This window comes from Streptomyces massasporeus (assembly GCF_014648995.1).
GTDB lineage: Bacteria > Actinomycetota > Actinomycetes > Streptomycetales > Streptomycetaceae > Streptomyces > Streptomyces massasporeus.
Genome location: NZ_BMSE01000002.1, coordinates 983,112 through 996,879 on the forward strand (window position 1 = coordinate 983,112; position 13,768 = coordinate 996,879).

Annotated in this window: 15 protein-coding genes; 8 read left to right on the plus strand and 7 right to left on the minus strand. The window is 72.9% G+C overall.

Going from position 1 to position 13,768, the window contains the following annotated elements; genetic code table 11:
- Positions 1-346: 346 nt before the first annotated feature.
- Positions 347-682, minus strand: a complete 336-nt coding sequence (locus IE153_RS09220; RefSeq protein ID WP_189589215.1) for a MazG-like family protein — start codon at positions 680-682, stop codon at positions 347-349.
- A 57-nt stretch (positions 683-739) separates the two neighbouring features.
- A complete protein-coding gene (locus IE153_RS09225) occupies positions 740-1,297 on the minus strand; it encodes a DoxX family protein (protein WP_189589216.1) in 558 nt (185 codons plus the stop codon).
- Positions 1,298-1,447: 150 nt separating this feature from the next.
- Here IE153_RS09225 and IE153_RS09230 point away from each other — a divergent pair, with 150 nt between their 5' ends.
- Both IE153_RS09230 and IE153_RS09235 read left to right on the plus strand, forming a co-directional pair.
- Complete coding sequence (locus IE153_RS09230; protein ID WP_031105251.1) at positions 1,448-1,774, plus strand: hypothetical protein; 327 nt, start codon at positions 1,448-1,450, stop codon at positions 1,772-1,774.
- Between the two features lie 58 nt (positions 1,775-1,832).
- Positions 1,833-2,816: an aldo/keto reductase gene (locus IE153_RS09235; RefSeq protein ID WP_189589217.1), complete on the plus strand. Its 984-nt coding sequence runs from the start codon at positions 1,833-1,835 to the stop codon at positions 2,814-2,816.
- A gap of 264 nt (positions 2,817-3,080) precedes the next feature.
- Here IE153_RS09235 and IE153_RS09240 read toward each other — a convergent pair whose 3' ends face one another.
- Positions 3,081-3,887, minus strand: coding sequence for an SDR family oxidoreductase (locus IE153_RS09240; protein WP_189589218.1), 807 nt, complete (start codon positions 3,885-3,887; stop codon positions 3,081-3,083).
- Positions 3,888-3,936: 49 nt separating this feature from the next.
- Complete coding sequence (locus IE153_RS09245) at positions 3,937-4,959, minus strand: Gfo/Idh/MocA family protein (protein WP_189589287.1); 1,023 nt, start codon at positions 4,957-4,959, stop codon at positions 3,937-3,939.
- A 146-nt stretch (positions 4,960-5,105) separates the two neighbouring features.
- Between IE153_RS09245 and IE153_RS09250 the strand changes: the two genes are divergently transcribed.
- From IE153_RS09250 to IE153_RS09265, 4 genes are all read left to right on the plus strand, one after another.
- Entirely contained in the window at positions 5,106-6,434 is a 1,329-nt protein-coding gene (locus IE153_RS09250; protein ID WP_189589219.1) for a multidrug effflux MFS transporter, read from the plus strand.
- On the plus strand, positions 6,377-7,555 hold the full coding sequence (locus tag IE153_RS09255; protein WP_189589220.1) for a serine hydrolase domain-containing protein: 1,179 nt from the start codon (positions 6,377-6,379) through the stop codon (positions 7,553-7,555). Before IE153_RS09250 ends, IE153_RS09255 begins: the two co-directional genes overlap by 58 nt.
- A 503-nt stretch (positions 7,556-8,058) precedes the next feature.
- Positions 8,059-9,042: a small ribosomal subunit Rsm22 family protein gene (locus IE153_RS09260; protein WP_189589221.1), complete on the plus strand. Its 984-nt coding sequence runs from the start codon at positions 8,059-8,061 to the stop codon at positions 9,040-9,042.
- 77 nt (positions 9,043-9,119) lie between these two features.
- The gene (locus IE153_RS09265; RefSeq protein WP_189589222.1) at positions 9,120-9,473 is read left to right on the plus strand and encodes a hypothetical protein; all 354 of its coding nucleotides are present in this window, start codon (positions 9,120-9,122) and stop codon (positions 9,471-9,473) included.
- Here IE153_RS09265 and IE153_RS09270 read toward each other — a convergent pair.
- Positions 9,440-10,810 carry a S28 family serine protease gene (locus IE153_RS09270; protein ID WP_189589223.1) on the minus strand — a complete coding sequence of 457 codons (1,371 nt, stop codon included), beginning with the start codon at positions 10,808-10,810 and terminating at the stop codon, positions 9,440-9,442. The two genes, IE153_RS09265 and IE153_RS09270, sit on opposite strands and share 34 nt — an antisense overlap.
- A 152-nt stretch (positions 10,811-10,962) precedes the next feature.
- Positions 10,963-11,172, minus strand: coding sequence for a DUF6243 family protein (locus IE153_RS09275; RefSeq protein WP_189589224.1), 210 nt, complete (start codon positions 11,170-11,172; stop codon positions 10,963-10,965).
- 108 nt (positions 11,173-11,280) lie between these two features.
- Here IE153_RS09275 and IE153_RS09280 point away from each other — a divergent pair, with 108 nt between their 5' ends.
- Positions 11,281-11,922 (plus strand): TetR/AcrR family transcriptional regulator, encoded by a 642-nt coding sequence (locus IE153_RS09280; RefSeq protein ID WP_189589225.1) that lies wholly within the window; start codon positions 11,281-11,283, stop codon positions 11,920-11,922.
- Here IE153_RS09280 and IE153_RS09285 read toward each other — a convergent pair.
- Complete coding sequence (locus tag IE153_RS09285; protein WP_189589226.1) at positions 11,901-12,758, minus strand: glycerophosphodiester phosphodiesterase; 858 nt, start codon at positions 12,756-12,758, stop codon at positions 11,901-11,903. The two genes, IE153_RS09280 and IE153_RS09285, sit on opposite strands and share 22 nt — an antisense overlap.
- 207 nt (positions 12,759-12,965) lie before the next feature.
- On the opposite strand from IE153_RS09285, the gene IE153_RS09290 reads away from it, so the two are divergent.
- Entirely contained in the window at positions 12,966-13,712 is a 747-nt protein-coding gene (locus IE153_RS09290) for a bifunctional DNA primase/polymerase (protein WP_189589227.1), read from the plus strand.
- Positions 13,713-13,768: the final 56 nt, after the last annotated feature.

The window sequence follows — 13,768 nt, forward strand, 5'->3', positions numbered from 1 at the left end:
GTGGCTTGATCCAGTGGCTTGCCGCCACTCCCGGCGAGAAGTGAACGGAAAGTCCGGAGGTTCAGAAGCGTGCGTGACCGTGAGTCAGGGAAGCTCCAGCTGTACGCCGTGGAAGAGATGCAAACGCTTTCGGCCACGTACATCGTCCGCTGCGTGGGTGGACGCGTTCATACCGGTCGGCGATTCACAGTGGAGTCCGCAGACGGCAGATCAGGCGAGGGCTTCCACGTGGAGTTGGACTGGATCGACCGCTATGGACAGTACGTGGAATTCGTCGATCCGCCTCACAACGCACGGGTTCATCTCTCCGGGAGTGGTGTCTCTGGGCTGAGGAAGGGTCTGACGATCATTTCGAACCCAGCGACCTCTCCCGCACTCGCGCCAAATGCCCCCCAAAAACCTCCCGAGCCTCCGGCGTAAGCGTCCGCAACGCCAGCAACGCCGTGATGACGACATCGCACAGCTCCGCCTCCACGTCCTCCCACGTATGCGTGACGCCCTTGCGTGGGTTCTGCCCCGTCGCCCCGATCACCGCCTCCGCGACCTCGCCCACCTCCTCGGAGAGTTTGAGGATGCGAAGGAGGAGGCCCTCGCGGCCCTCGACCGGGCGGTTGGTGTCGAGCCACTCCGACAGGGCTTCGATGGTGGACCAGAGTTCAGGGGCGGGGGTCTGCTCGTTCATGGGGGCGCAGCCTGCCATGCGGGACTGACAACGCCCCGGGTCCCGGCCCCCGGCCCCTTACTCCATGTACTCCTCCTCGAACAACGCCTCCTGCTCCCCCTCCTTCGCCTTCCGCAGCCGCCTCGCCCGGGCCCCCACCACCACCGCCGTGCCCGCCGCCGTCGCCGCGAAGGCCGCCGGGATCATCCAGCCGCGGTTCACCGCGTGGCCGAGCAAGTGGTCCAGGGAGAGGCGGCCCGGGCCGGTGATGGCCAGGCCCGCCGCCGTCAGGCCCAGCGTCGCCGCGTACTCGTAGCCGCCGCCCTGGTTGAAGAAGCCGTTCGGGGCGTGCACCGCCGCCGCGCCGGCCATCGCGCCGGCCGCCGCCGCGCCCGCGGCCGGGGTGGCCAGGCCCAGGGCCAGCAGCGTGCCGCCGCCGGCCTCGGCGAGGCCCGCCGCCGTCGCGCTCGCCCTGCCGGGGACGTAGCCGATGGACTCCATGAACTGGCCGGTCCCCTCGATGCCGTGCCCGCCGAACCAGCCGAACAGCTTCTGCGCGCCGTGGGCGGCCAGCGCGCCGCCCGCCCCCAGCCGGAGCAGCAGCAGACCCAGATCACGTCGGTCGTTACGCCTCACGTCGTCTCCCGGAGCAGGCAGCAATCAACAAGGAACAGGACCACTCGTCGCCACTCCACCGTCGCATCGCCGACGCCCCGCCGACCGCCCCGGGACGCCGTTCGGGTGGCACCGGTGGCGTGGAGCCGTGGCCGGTACGAGGCTGCTCGCATGACGATTCAGACCACGCGCCTCAGCGATCCGGCCGTCCGGGCCTTCGTGACCGCCGTGAACAACCACGACCGCGAGAGCTTCATGAAGGTCCTCGCGCCGGGCGCGACCATGACCGACGACGGGTCCGACCGCGACCTCGACGACTGGGTGGACCGGGAGATCTTCTCCTCCCACGGCCACATGGAGGTCGACAACGAGTCCAACGGCGGCCGTTCCCTCCTCGCCCGCTACAGCAACGACACCTGGGGCGAGATGCGCACCCGGTGGAGTTTCCAGGTGGACGACGACGGCCGGATCACGCGTTTCGAGACCGGGCAGGCCTGAACACCGGCCCCGCGGGGGCTTGTCCTCGTGTGCGCTCCAACTTCTAGCGTCTCCCGGCATGGAGACCACACGGCCGCTGGGACGCGGCGGCATCGAGGTGAGCGCACTCGGCTTCGGCTGCTGGGCGATCGGCGGTGAATGGCAGGCCGCGGACGGGCAGCCGCTCGGCTGGGGCAGGGTCGACGACGAGGAGTCGGTACGGGCGGTGCGGCGCGCCCTCGATCTGGGCGTCACCTTCTTCGACACCGCCGACACCTACGGCGCCGGGCACAGCGAACGGGTGCTGGGCCGGGCCCTCGGCAAGCGCAGGGCCGATGCCGTCGTCGCCACCAAGTGGGGCAACGTCTTCGACGAGGACGCCCGCACCCTCACCGGGAGCGACGACTCCCCGGCCTATCTGCGCCGCGCCCTGACCGCCTCCCTGCGCCGGCTCGGCACCGACTACGTCGACCTCTACCAGTTCCACCTCTCCGACGCCGCTCCCGAGCAGGCCGCCCGGCTCCGGGAGGCGTGCGAGGAACTGGTCCGCGAGGGGCTGATACGGGCGTACGCGTGGAGCACCGACGACCCCGCCCGCGCCGCCGTGTTCGCCGAGGGGCCGCACTGCGCCGCCGTCCAGCACGCCCTCAACGTCCTCCAGGACGCGCCCGCGATGCTCCTGCTGTGCGAGGAGGCGGGCCTCGCGAGCATCAACCGCAGCCCGCTGGCCATGGGGTTGCTCACCGGCAAGCGCCGGGGCGGGCAGGCGCTGGAGGCGGGGGACATCCGCAGCAGGCCCCCGGCCTGGCTGCGGGGATTCGGTGACTCCGGCGCCGACCCGGAGTGGCTCGCCCGCGTCGACGTCCTCAGGGAGATCCTCACCAGCGAGGGCCGCACGCTCGCCCAGGGCGCCCTGGCCTGGCTGTGGGCACGCAGCCCGCGCACGGTTCCGATCCCCGGTTTCCGGTCGGTCGCCCAGGCGGAGGAGAACGCGGGGGCGCTGGAGAAAGGGGCCCTGACCGGCGCGCAGCTCACCGAGGTCGACCGGCTGCTCGGGCGGTGATCCCCCCGTCCGGTCCTTGATGTGGGCGGCAGTCGTTCCACGCCCACCGGTGCGTACTCCGCGGTCCCTCGCGGAATCCACCCCCACCCGGTGCCGTGGAACGACTGCCGCCACCCCCCTGGATGTGGCTGACGGGAGCTCTGCGCTCCAAGTGTGAAGCTTTGGTGTAGGAGATTTGAGCATAGGCTCCCTATCGGCCGCAATAGTGCGGACGTTCGCATTCCGATTGTGCAAGTTGATGAGTTGACGAATGTCGCCGCGGGCTCAGCCGCGTCCGACGTACGGCATCGCCGTCGCCAGTACGGTCGCGAACTGCACGTTCGCCTCCAGCGGCAACTCCGCCATGTGCCGCACCGTGCGCGCCACGTCCGCGACGTCCATGACCGGTTCCGGGGCGACTTCCCCGTTTGCCTGGAGGGCTCCCGTCTGCATACGGGACGTCATGTCGGTGGCGGCGTTGCCGATGTCGATCTGCCCGACGGCGATCCCGTACGGCCGCCCGTCCAGGGAGAGGGACTTCGTCAGGCCGGTCAGGGCGTGCTTGGTCGCCGTGTAGGCCACCGACAGCGGGCGGGGCGTGTGCGCGGAGACGGAGCCGTTGTTGATGATCCGGCCGCCCTGCGGGTCCTGCTCCTTCATCTGCCGGTACGCCGCCTGCGCGCACAGGAACGCCCCGTTGAGGTTGGTGTCCACCACGTGCCGCCAGGCCTCGTAGGGCAGTTCCTCGACCGGCACCCCGCCCGGGCCGAACGTGCCCGCGTTGTTGAACAGCAGGTCGACCCGGCCGAAGCGTTGGACGGTGGCGGCGAACAGGGCGCTCACGTCCTCGGGGCGTGAGACGTCCGTCCGTACGGTGAGAGCCGCCCCGGCGGGTACGCCCCCGGCCGCCCCGGTGGGTACGCCCTCGTCCGCGCCACCGGAAGCCAGGGCCGCCGTCTCCTCCAGGGTCTCCATCCGCCGGCCCGCCAGCGCCACCGACCAGCCCGTACGCAGCAGTTCCACGGCGACCGCCCGGCCGATGCCGGAACCCGCCCCGGTCACCACCGCGATCGCATTGTCCTTGGCATTCATGGGCCCGCAGCGTACGGGAGCACTCCCGCGACCACGTGGGACCGGGGCGTCAGGCGGGCGTGAGCTCCGGCTCGCCCGTCTCGTCGGGGTAGCGGACGCCGACCTGGTCGCGGATCGCGTCGAGCGTCCGCATCACGGCGAGCGTGCCGTCGAGCGGGACCAGCGGGGACTCCGTCTCACCCGCGCGCACGGCCCGCATCACCTCCAGCGCCTCGTGGCGCATGCTGTTGCGGGGCCCGTCCGCCGGGTCGGCCGTGAACTCCTCGGCGTCGCGGCCGTCCCGGTGCAGGACGAAGCGGTCCGGGAAGAAGAACCCGTGCGGGATGTCGATCCGGCCCAGGGAGCCGGTCACCGAGGCGGAGGTCGCCGTGCCGCCCACGATGGAGCAGTGCACCGAACCGAGCGCGCCGCTGTCGTAGGAGAGCACCGCCGCCGTCTGGAGGTCGACGCCCTCCTCGGAGAGCACCGCCCGCGCCGCGACGTCCGACGGCTCCCCGAGCAGCAGCTGCGCGAACGACACCGGATACACGCCCAGATCGAGCAGCGCGCCGCCGCCCAGCTCCGGGTTCCGCAGCCGGTGCGAGGGCGGGAACGGGCCGGCCAGCCCGAAGTCGGCCTGAACGCTGCGCACCTCGCCGATCGCCCCGTCGTCGACCAGCGCCTTCAGCCGCCGGACCAGCGGGTTGCAGTACATCCACATCGCCTCCATCAGGAAGCGCCCGTGCTCCCGCGCCAGCGCGACGAGTTCCCCGGCCTCGCGCACGTTCAGCGTGAAGGGCTTCTCACACAGCACGTGCCGCCCGGCCGCGAGACACAGCCCGGCGGCTGCCCGGTGCGCCGTGTGCGGGGTCGCGACGTAGACGACATCGATGTCCTCGTCCTGCGCGAGGGCGTTCCAATCGCCGTAGGCCCGGGGGATCCCGAACCGCTCCGCGAACGCCTTCGCCGACGCCTCCGACCGGGACGCCACCGCCACGACCTCCGCGTCCGGCAGGTCGATCAGGTCCGCGGTGAACGCGCCCGCTATCCCGCCGGTCGCCAGGATCCCCCACCGCACCGTGTCCGCCGTCATCGCGCCCCGCCTCCACCTCGTGACCCCGAGCAGTTCGTACGAGCCGTCGCACGACCAGTCGTCCATGCGGTCGTACATGCGGTCGTACGAGCATTCCGTACGAGCTGAGAGCATAGGTGGCGATCGACTGTCAGAGGGAGGGACTCATGCCCGAGGGTGGGGCGTCCATATCGAAGACCGCGCAGGAGGCATCGAACACCGCGCAGGAGGCCGCAGCCGGGACGGAGCGGCCCGACCGCACATCGCAGCGCCGCACCGGGCTCCTGGTCACCTTCCTCCTCGGAAGCCTGACCGCCGTGCCTCCGCTGGCGATGGACATGTACCTCCCGTCCCTGCCGGAGGTATCCCGCTCCCTGCACGCGCCGGCCGCGACCGTCCAGCTCACGCTCACCGCCTGCCTGGCCGGCATGGCGCTCGGGCAGCTCGTGGTCGGGCCGATGAGCGACCGGTGGGGGCGCCGCCGCCCGCTGCTCGCCGGGCTCGCCGTCTTCGTCGTCGCCACCGTGCTGTGCGCGCTCGCCCCCACCGTCGAGCTGCTGGTGGCCTTCCGGCTGGCCCAGGGCCTCGCCGGCGCCGCCGCGATCGTCATCGCCCGGGCCGTCGTCCGCGACCTCTACGACGGCATGGCCATGGCCCGTTTCTTCTCCACCCTCATGCTGATCTCCGGGGTCGCCCCGATCGTGGCGCCGCTGATCGGCGGGCAGATCCTGCGCGTCACGGACTGGCGGGGCGTGTTCGCCGTCCTCACCGTCATCGGCGTGCTGATCGGCGCCCTGGTCTGGACGCGGCTGCCCGAGACCCTGGCGCCCGCCGAGCGGCACAGCGGCGGCGTCGGCGAGGCCCTCCGCTCGATGCGCGGCCTGCTCGCCGACCGCTCCTTCACCGGCTACATGCTGACCGGCGGCTTCGCCTTCGCCGCCCTCTTCGCCTACATCTCGGCCTCTCCCTTCGTCATCCAGGAGATCTACGGCGCCTCCCCGCAGACGTTCAGCCTGCTGTTCGGCGTCAACTCCGTCGGGCTGGTCGTCGTCGGCCAGATCAACGGCAAGATCCTCGTCGGCCGGGTCAGTCTCGACCGGGTCCTGGGCATCGGCCTGGCGATCGTCATCACCGCCGCGACCGCCCTGCTGCTGATGTCCCTCGGCGTCTTCGGCGAGGTCGGTCTGGTGCCCGTAGCCGCCGCGCTGTTCGTGCTGATGTCCGCGATGGGCATCACCCTGCCCAACACCCAGGCCCTCGCCCTGATGCGCACCAAGCACGCCGCGGGCTCCGCATCGGCCCTGCTCGGCACCACCTCCTTCCTCATCGGCGCGATCGCCTCCCCGCTCGTCGGCGTCGCCGGTGAGGACACCGCCCTCCCGATGGCCGTCGTCCAACTGGCCGCCGCACTGGTGGCACTGGCCTGCTTCATGGGAATGTGCCGACCCTGGAAGAAGGAGAGCGGCCGCGCGAGCGTGGAGGGGGCAGTCAGCTGAGCGCACCCAGACTGCGCGACGGCACGCCGGAGCGGGCCGGACTCGACCCCACGGAGCTGCGTCACCTCGTCCGGGAGGTCCACGTCCTCACCACGGGGCAGCGCCCCTGGGCGCCCGGCGCCGTCCTGGTCGTCGGCCGCGGCCCGGTGATCGCCGTCGAGGAGGCGGCGGGCTGGGCCGTGCGCTACGCGGCCTACGACCCCGACGCCGACGCCGGGGTGGAGCTGCCCCGCGAGGACCGGGTGCCGATGACCGTCGACACGCCCTTCGACCTGGCGTCCCTCACGAAACTGTTCACGTCCGTGGCCGCCGTGCAGCAGATCGAGCGCGGCACGCTCGGCATCGACGCGAAGGTCGGGGCGTACCTGCCCGACTTCACGGCCGCCGCCCGGCACGGCATCACCGTACGGCAGCTGCTCACCCACACCTCCGGGCTGCGGCCCGAACTCCCGCTGTACGACTGCGCCGACGACGCGGCGCGACTGGCGGCGCTCCAGGCGGAGCCGCCGGTCGGGGTGCCGGGCACGTACTGCTACTCCGACCTGAACATGCTGCTCCTCCAGCATGTCCTGGAGCGCGTCTCCGGGCGCACGCTCGACGTCCTCGTCCACGACGGCATCACCCGGCCGCTGGGCATGACGGCGACGGACTTCGGGCCGTGCCCGGGCGCCGCGGCGACGGAGGACCAGCGCCGGCCGTGGGCCAAGGCGGACCGGGGGATGCTGCGGGGCGAGGTCCACGACGAGAACGCCTGGGCGCTCGGGGGAGTGGCCGGGCACGCGGGCCTGTTCTCCACCGGCCGGGACCTCGCGGTGTTCTGCCGCACCCTCCTCGCCGGCGGCTCCCACGGCCCCGCCCGCATCCTCGGACCCGACTTCGTCGAGCTCCTCTTCACCCCGCCGGGCCTCGGCTTCTCGCTCGACCAGCCGTGGTTCATGGGCGACCTGGCGGGCCGCGGCGCGGCGGGCCACACCGGGTTCACGGGCACGTCCCTCGTCCTCGACCCGGCCACGGACACGTTCCTCGTCCTCCTCACCAACGCGGTCCACCCACGCCGCCGCCGACCGGACAGCGCGCCGCGAGCGGCAGCGGCGTCACGGGTGGCACGGGCGGTGCGGTGACGCTGCCGCGGGCTTTCGAGGTGTGTGTCGGGGGGGCGGTGAGGTCGCGCCGGGGCTTTGGCGTGGCGGGGGTGGGCTCCCGCCCGGGGTGAGCCGCCGCCTCCGGGGCTCCGGCGGGAGGTGAACTGCCCGTGGTTTGCCCTCCCGGGTGGGGTGTGCCGGCTGCCGAGGTTGGTTGCCCTCCCGGGTGGGGTGTGCCTCTGCCGGGTTGCCCCTCCCGGCTGGGGCCCGAGTTGCTGCCGCGGGCGGTCCCTCCCGGGTGGGGTGAGCCGACTGCGGTGGGCGGCCCTCCCGGATGGGACGAGCCCGCTGCCGGGGTCGCCTCCTCTGCCGCGGGCTGCCCCGGGGCGAGGTGAGCCTTTGCCCGGCTTCGGTGAGAGGCGAGCCGCTCCCGCGGCTCCGCCGAGGGGTGGGTCGGCCCTGCCGCCTCGGCGGCAGGCGGGCCGGGGACGTCCGGGCGGGCGCCGCCCCCGCCGTCCCGGCTCGCCTCGTAGAATCGCCGGGTGAACGCCCCCGCACCCCCGGCCGAAAACCTCCGCGCCGCCCTCGCCGGTCTGCTCGACGGGCTGCCGCCCCGGCAGGCCTCGCAGGCGGTCGAGCGGCTGATCGCCAGTTACCGGGGGGCCACCCCGACCGACGCCCCCATCCTCCGGGACCGGGCCGACGTCGCCGCCTACGCCGCCTACCGGATGCCCGCGACCTTCGAGGCCGTGCGTTCCGCGCTGGAGGCGTTCGCGGACGCCGCTCCCGAGTGGGTGCCCGGCGGGCACACCGACCTCGGTGGGGGCACGGGCGCCGCGGCCTGGGCCGTGAGCGCGGTCTGGGGCGGCCCGCGGCCCACCACCGTGCTCGACTGGGCCGAGCCCGCGCTCGCCCTGGGACGCGAGATCGCCGCGGCCAACCCGGACCTGAGCGACGTCCGCTGGCAGCGTTCCCGGATCGGGGCGGCGCTCACTCTCGAGAGCACGGACCTCGTCACCGTCTCCTACGTCCTCAACGAGCTGACCGCCGCCGACCGCACCGCCCTCGTCGACGCCGCCGCGGCCGCCGCCCAGGCCGTCGTGATCGTCGAACCCGGGACCCCCGACGGCTACGCCCGGCTCATCGAGGCCCGCGACCGGCTGATCACCGCAGGCTTCCGGATCGCCGCCCCCTGCCCGCACAGCGCCGCCTGCCCCATCGTCCCCGGCACGGACTGGTGCCACTTCTCCGCCCGGGTCAGCCGCTCCTCCCTGCACCGCCAGGTCAAGGGCGGCTCCCTCGCCTACGAGGACGAGAAGTTCGCCTACGTCGCCGCCGCCCGCTTCCCCGTCGAACCGGCACCCTCCCGGGTCGTCCGGCGCCCCCAGATCCGCAAGGGCCAGGTCCTCCTCGACCTGTGCGAGAGCGAACCGTCCCTCCGCCGCACCACCGTCACCAAGCGCCACGGCGACCTGTACAAGGCCGCCCGGGACGCAGACTGGGGAGACCCCTGGCCGCCCTCCTGAGCTTCTGTCAGGTACGCATAAGATCAACTCGCGCCCTCGGGCGTGTGCGACGCGTACCACTGAAACGGGAGGACATTGTGAAGAAACTGCTGATCGCCCCGCTGGCGGCGGCGGCCCTGGCCCTGGCCGGGTTCGTGCCGAGCGCCTCCGGCACGGCGACGGTCGAGAGCGACGGCATAGCCACCGTCGCGGCGACGGCGAGCTGCAAGAGCCTCACCGCCCTGTCGACCGTTCACGTCCGCAAGTCGGCCAGCACCAAGTCCACCAGCCTGCGCCTTTGGTACAAGGGCACCAAGGGCTGCGACATCAAGGGTGTCGACGGCGGTTCGTACAAGAACACCTGCGGGATCGACAGCTACCACTACTGGCGCAAGGTCAACTACCGCGGCACCGTGGGCTACGTGCCCAATGTGTGCGTGAAGTACTCCTGACCCGCCCAGCGGACCAGCGTGTCCTCCGCCGCCGTCCGGTCGGCGGGGGACAGGTCCGCGAGGTCGGCACCGTGGTTCCCGCCCGGCGCCCACAGCACCCGTGAATCCGGGCCCCCGGGGCGGAAGTGTTCGGCGACGGAGGGGTCCTGGGTGCCGTTGACGAACAGCAGCCGGCTGCCGCGGCGGCGGACCCAGCGGTCGATGTCGGGCATGGCGGCCCGGTCGAAGCACAGGGGGACGTCCCGGGGGACGAAACTGCGCGGCTCGGCGGCACCGGGGTGGCGGAGCAGGTCGGCGAGGTGGGCGGTGGGGAAGTCGATGTACCCGAGCTGGGTGCCGATCTGGTACCAGTACGGGATGTAGTGCCGGGCGGTCGTGTCGGCGTACAGGGCCAGACCCGCCGTGTCGTCCAGCCAGGCGTACAGCTCGTCGGGCGTCGCCCCCGGGCCGGGGATCGCTGCGACGTCGGCCGGGGTGCCGCGCTGCCAGAACATGAACGGCACGCGCAGGACGGCGATTTCGAGGGCCTTGTCGGCGCTGCCCACGAGCCGGAAGGTGTCGCCGGTGGCGGCCGCCCAGGCCTCGTAGCGGGCGACCAGGTCGGCCCGGCGCAGCAGGGCGGCCCGCTGGACCGCCTTCAGGGACTCCCGGGACGCGGGGGTGCCGACCGTCTCCAGGAACCGGAGATACGCCGAGTCGTCGCGGTCGTCGACGTTGTTCGGGGCCGAGTAGACCACCGTGCCGGCCACGTCCCGCGGGTGGAACCGGCGGTGGTAGACGCTCGCCATGCCGCCCTTGCTGCCGCCGGTGGAGATCCACGCGCCGGGGTAGAGCCGGCGGAAGAGCCGTACGACGCGGTGGTGGTCGTCGGCCGCCTGACGGACGGTGAGGTACGTGTAGCCGGGGCCCGCGGGGCGTGAGGTGCCGAAGTAGCGGTGCTCGACCTGGAGTTGGTTGGCTCCGAGCAGAACGGTCGGTTCGCTCCGCCGTGGTGTGAGGACCGCCTGGTAGCCCGTGCTGAGCAGCACGGTGGGGCGCTCGGCGGCGGTGTGGAGCAGGGTGAGGCGCTGCTCGAAGGTGCCGACGGCGGGGTCCGTGTGGTCGACCGGCTGGCGCAGGCCCAGGACGAAGTGCCGGTAGCCCGGTTCGGCGTCGTGCCGCTCCTCGATCAGGCGCAGTCCGGGCAGGGCACGCAGGGCGTCCGCGACGTCGACGTCACCGGGACGGGCGGTTGCCACCGCCGCCCGCGAGGGCGGCGCCGCCGTGACGGCGAGGCCCGCCGCCGGGAGGGCCGTGGCCGCCGAGGTGAGCAGCCGTCGTCTGGTCCATGTGCTCATGAGCCGAGTCCTCCCGGGGATCCGTGGTGCCGGATGTCCGCCGGTCGCGGGCCGCGACCGCCATGGGGCTTGTTCCGGGCCCCAGTACATCCGCCGGACCGCCCGGGAGGATCCCGCGCGCGGGGGTCTGCTCTCCCTCGCGCGGGGGAGGCTCACGACGCCTCGCCGGCCGTGCCCTCCTCCCGTACTTCCCGCTGCTGCCGGCTCTCCTGGAGCTGGCGCAGCAGTTCGCGCTTCTGGGCCTGGGGGTCGAGGCCGCCGCCGATCCGGCCGCCCCGGCCGCCGCCGCGCAGCTCCCTGCGGCCGAGGTTCTTGCGCGATCCGCCGACACCCAGCATGTTTCCGGCTCCGCCTCGGGTCATCTCGGGCTCCTTCCATAGCCACTCACCATGACGAGACGGTTCGTCTCGTTCGGTACGGCTCCACTGTCCGCGAGACGCTCCGTCTTGTCAACCTGATAAATTCGGCCCATGGCCGTCCAGAAATCCACCCAGCCCGCTCCCGGCAAGCCCGCCCCCGACTCCACCCGGCGCAGCGAGAAGTCCCGTCGCGCCATCTACGACGCCGCCCTCGCGCTCGTCGTCGAGGCCGGCTACGCGAAGACCACCATCGAGGGCATCGCCGCCCGCGCCGGTGTCGGCAAGCAGACGATCTACCGCTGGTGGTCGTCCAAGGCGGACGTCCTGATGGAGGCGTTCCTCGACCTGGCCGAGCAGTCCGTGGAGGAGGCCGGGTCGACGCCGTACGCCTTCCCGGACACCGGCGATCTCGCCGCCGACCTCAAGGGCGTTCTGCGCGCCACCGTCGACGAACTGCGCGACCCGAGGTTCGAGGCACCCTCGCGCGCGCTGGCCGCCGAGGGCGTCGTCAACGAACAGCTCGGGCGCGAGCTCGTCGCCAAGCTGATGCAGCCCTCACTCGACCTCTACATCGCCCGGCTGCGCGCCGCGCAGGAAGCCGGTCAGGTGCGGCCCGAGATCGACCCGCGCATCGCCCTGGAGCTCTTCGTCTCCCCGCTCGCCCAGCGCTGGCTCCAGCACACCGGCCCGATCTCCTACGAGTACACCGACACCCTCGTCGACTACGCCCTTCAGGGCCTCGCCCCGCGCTGAGCGGCCCGCGCCAGGCGCCCCGGCGCGTCCGTGATCACACCGCCGCAGCCCAGTGCCAGCACCCGGTCCCGCTGCGCGTCCGTCAGCACGGTGTGCGCCCACACCCGCGCGATCCCCGAGTTCACCGCCCGCACCAGGTCCGCGTCGCGCGCCCGGTGGTCCACGTCCAGCAGGTCCACGAACGACCTCCAGCGCTCCGGGCGGTCCGTGCGCAGCTGCTGCGCCGAGCGCCACAACTGCGAGAGCAGCCCGAGGCGGTGGACGCGCCGGGCCACCTCCGGGTCGTTGGAGTTCACGAACACCGAGCGGGTCAGGCCGCGGGCCCGGATCAGCTCGGCCAGCCGGTCCAGGCTCCGCGGGTCCTTCGCCTCCAGCATCAGCACGATCCGCCCGCCGAAACGATCCAGCACCTCGGCGACCGTCGGCGGCCGCTCCGACCGCCAGCTCCCCGGGAGCCGGTCCTTCGGGCGCAGCCGTACGCCCTGCCACTCCCGGGCGTCCAGACCGCCCACCGCGCCGCCCAGGTAGGTGGTGCGGTTCAGGGTCTCGTCGTGGAACACCACCGGCGTGCCGTCGCGCAGCAGCCGCGTGTCGAAGTCCAGCACCTGCGCCGTCCCGCGCTCGTAGGCGGTCGTCAGCCCCGCCATGCTGTTCTCGGGGACCTCGCGGGCGCCGCCGCGGTGCGCGACGTACGTGATCCTCGGCAGGGCCGCCACGGTCAGCGGACCCGCGCCCCACTCCAGCGGCGCCGGGGCGCGGCCGCCGGGTCCCGTGAGGGTCAGCGAGACCACGGAAGCCACGGAGGCCAGACCCGTCAGCGCGATCCTTGTGACCATGGCGACCACGGTAGGACGCCATGTCATGTCAAAGCGGGCAATGACACCCGATCATGCCGAGAGCGGGGATCGCCGTTTCTCCTCCGATCGGACGCCCGGTGTACGTTGCGTCCCCGGTGTCCCGGATGTGGGCACTGGCCCCCCGGTGCGCGGGAAGATGGGACGATGAGGCATGCTGTTCCGCACGACGGCGAGGCGAGGGGATAGATGAGCGCGGAGTTCGGCGGCCGGACCGGCCTGCAGGGCAAACTCACCCAGTGGCTGCGCGCCGGGCGCCGGCCGAAGGAGACCGCCGGGGACGGCGGCCGTGAGGCCCTGCTGCTCGCCGCCGCCGACGCGGGACTGCCCCTCGCGCCCGCGGCCCATCCGGCGGCCGGGTACCGCTGCTCCTGTGACCGGGTCGGCTGTCCCACCCCCGCCCGGCACCCGGTGTCCTTCGCCTGGCAGACGCAGTCGACCACCGACCACGCCCAGATCGAGCGCTGGGCCCGCCACCAGCCGCGGGCCAACTTCATCACCGCGACCGGCATGGTGCACGACGTCCTCGACGTGCCCCTCGACGCCGGTCGCGACGCGTTGGAGCGGCTGCTCGCCGCCGGGATCGAGGTCGGGCCGGTCGCCGAGAGCGACGACGGCCGCCTGTTGTTCTTCACGCTCACCCGCGGTACGCCCGAGGACGAGGACGAGTGGTGGCCGTGCGAACTGGACTGCCACCCCGAGACGGCGGACGAGCACCCCGGGTTGCGCTGGCACTGCCGGGGCTCCTACGTCCTCGTGCCGCCCGCGACGCTGCCCGGTGAGGGCCAGGCCGTGCGGTGGGTGCGCGGGCCCGAGCACGCGCTGCCGGATCCGCTGAGCCTGCTGGAGGTGCTCACGGAGGTGTGCGGGCGCTATCTGGATGAGGGCGGCGACGCCGACCATGCCGCGGGGGCGGGCTGGCCGCTGCGGCACTAGGTCGTGTCCGCAAAGTGGTGGCGTCGTTGGTCTGTTCGTGGTGCGTCGTCATGAGC